This is a genomic window from Hydrogenophaga sp., assembly GCF_051007235.1.
Lineage (GTDB): Bacteria > Pseudomonadota > Gammaproteobacteria > Burkholderiales > Burkholderiaceae_C > Hydrogenophaga.
The window spans coordinates 1-2,608 of record NZ_JBPCSJ010000553.1 but is presented as its reverse complement, the minus strand read 5'-3'; the positions used below and the strand labels follow the sequence as shown (position 1 = coordinate 2,608).

General features: G+C 64.1%; 2 protein-coding genes and 1 pseudogene. All 3 read right to left on the bottom strand.

The features are described 5' to 3' along the window. Positions 1-322: 322 nt before the first annotated feature. A pseudogene (locus ACR2JA_RS19610) lies at positions 323-718 on the bottom strand (barstar family protein); the annotation flags it as partial. 51 nt (positions 719-769) lie between these two features. Further along, entirely contained in the window at positions 770-1,204 is a 435-nt protein-coding gene (locus ACR2JA_RS19605) for a ribonuclease domain-containing protein (RefSeq protein WP_434010739.1), read from the bottom strand. A gap of 198 nt (positions 1,205-1,402) precedes the next feature. Next, positions 1,403-2,608: phosphate acyltransferase (locus tag ACR2JA_RS19600; RefSeq protein WP_434010738.1), on the bottom strand; the 1,206-nt coding region annotated here is incomplete at its 5' end.

The window sequence follows — 2,608 nt, the reverse complement described above, 5'->3', positions numbered from 1 at the left end:
CCGCGCTGAAGAGGTGCCGGTGGCCGAGTACGTGGCGCTCGCGCAAGCCGTTCAGGCATAAAAAAAGCCGCTGCAATTGCAGCGGCCTCTTGGCCAGGGGCACCGCGGAACCGGCTTGGCCGGACCGCCAGTGCCGTCCCCCTTGGGCGGTGACGCCGAAGGCGGCGCGGGGGGGTTATGCCGCCGTCAGCCAGTAGCCGGCGTTGAACGGGCTGCTCATGCGCAGCGCCATCGGGCTCACGTCCAGGATCTTGTCGGTGGGCATGGGCTCTTCGTTCTCGGCATCGGCCGCCTCTTCGCCCTTGGGCGCGCGAGCGACCGAGAACGAATAGAAGCAGCGGAACGGGATCTTGCGGTCGGACCAGTAGTCGGCCACGTCACGGAAGATGTCCAGCAGCTGTTCGCGCGCTTCCTTGTCGAACTTGCTGTTCGCCGGGATGTGCTCGAGCACGACGATGAAACCGGTCTGCGGGCCCGACTTGTGCACCAGGTCGGTCATGCAGTCGTAGAGCGCATCGAAGTTCTTGCCGAAGTGGGCGGGCAGCGTGTACTGCGCGGCGATCAGGTCCAGCACATCCTGCTTGCTCTGGGCCTTGGCCAGGTTGGCATACAGGAAATGGTGGCCCAACTGCTCGGCAGCGGCCTCGAGGTCTTTCACGCCATAGGCGCGGATCGACTGAACGATGTTGGTACGTACGTTACGAAGTGGCGTGTCCATCTCCGCGTCTCTTTCGAAGGTCAAAGTTAAAAATCCGTCGCGCTCACCGGGTCACTGCACGATCAGCCGAAAGCTGCTGTAGTGGTCTTCGGTGTAATAACAGGCATCAGGTTCACGGGGCTGTTGGCCACCACACACGATCCGACGCGCTCCCCGGTGGCTCAGACCCGGGGTGGGCACCGTGTATTCACGGTAGTACCCCCGTTTCTGCCCCGGCAACAAACGCTCCCGGTTGCCGAACACGGTGCCATCTTTCTCGTAGCGGAAGGGCCCGCCCTGGCGAATCTGCTCCATCACCTCCCGGCCTTGCACTGGCAAACCGGTGACCGCCACGGAGGCGACTGCCGAACCCGGCAGCGGTGTGGGAGCGGGTGCACGGGCTTGCACCAAAAAGGTGCCAACCGTTGCCGTCAGGGCCACCACCAGCGCCGCAACGCTGGAGCGTTGAACGCCCCATCGACCCACCCGGATCCGCTTCAGACCCATGAAAATCCCTGCTCCTGATGCATCAACCCGCCTTCAAAACACCGCTTGGAGCGGCGTTTTTCGGGCGGGTTAACCCTGTGTTTCAAGCCGCAGAGTGTGCCCCAGGTGTTGCAAAAAAGCAAGTGATTGCTGAATAAACAGGCAATCACCCTGGGGCCATATGTGAGAAAAAGTTAGTGCTTGCTTTTTCCTGGAACCTCAACGCTGCACGTTCACCTCGGCAACCGTGAGCGCCGTCATGTTGACGATGCGGCGCACGGTGGCGCTGGCGGTGAGGATGTGGACCGGTTTGGCCACGCCCAGCAGCATGGGGCCGATGGCGATGTTGCCGCCAGCAGCCGTCTTGAGCAGGTTGTAGGCGATGTTGGCGGCGTCGATGTTGGGCAGCACCAGCAGATTGGCATCGCCCTTGAGGGCCGAGCGCGGCATGATCGATTGGCGTGCATCGGCGTCCAGTGCCACATCACCGTGCATCTCGCCGTCGACTTCCAGCCACGGTGCATTCGTTTGCAGGATGGCCAGCGTCTCGCGCATCTTGACCGCGCTGGGCTGGTTGGACGAGCCGAAGTTGGAGTGTGAGAGCAGGGCCGCCTTGGGCGTGATGCCAAAGCGCATCATCTTGCGCGCGGCCATCTGGGTGATCTCGGCCAGTTGCTCGGCGGTGGGGTCGTAGTTGATGTGCGTGTCCACCAGGAACACCTGGCGCCCTGGCAGCATCAGCGCGTTCATGGCGGCGTAGCAGCTGGCGCCCTCGCGCTTGCCGATCACCTGGTCGATGTAGTCCAGGTGCAGCTGCGTGTTGCCCCAGGTGCCGCAGATCATGCCGTCCACGTCGCCGCGGCGCAGCAGCATCGAGCTGATGAGCGTCAGGCGCCGGCGCATCTCGATCTTGGCCAGCTGCTCGGTCACGCCGCGGCGTTCCATGAGCTGGTGGTAGGTGGTCCAGAGCTCGCGGTAGCGTGCGTCCTGCTCGACGTTGACCACGTCGTAGTCCAGTCCTTCCTTCAGGCGCAGGCCGAACTTCTCGATGCGTTCGGCGATCACCGCCGGGCGGCCCAGCAGCGTCGGGCGCGCCAGGTTCTCGTCCACCACGATCTGGCAGGCGCGCAGCACGCGTTCTTCTTCACCCTCGGCGTAGGCCACGCGCTTTTTCAGCGCCGTTTTGGCGGCCGCGTAGATCGGCTTCATGATCGTGCCCGAGGCGAACACGAAACTCTGCAGGCGCTGCTGGTAGGCCTCCATGTCGGTGATCGGGCGCAGCGCTACGCCACTGTCGGCGGCGGCCTGGGCCACGGCCGGCGCGATCTTCATCATCAGGCGCGGATCGAATGGCTTGGGGATCAGGTACTCGGGGCCGAAGGCCAGCTTCTCGCCCGCGTAGGCCGCGGCCACCACCTCGCTCTG

Coding starts and splice junctions, on each gene's coding strand:
- ACR2JA_RS19605 (WP_434010739.1), bottom strand. CDS start 1,204: ATGGGTCTGAAGCGGATCCGGGTGGGTCGATGGGGCGTTCAACGCTCC.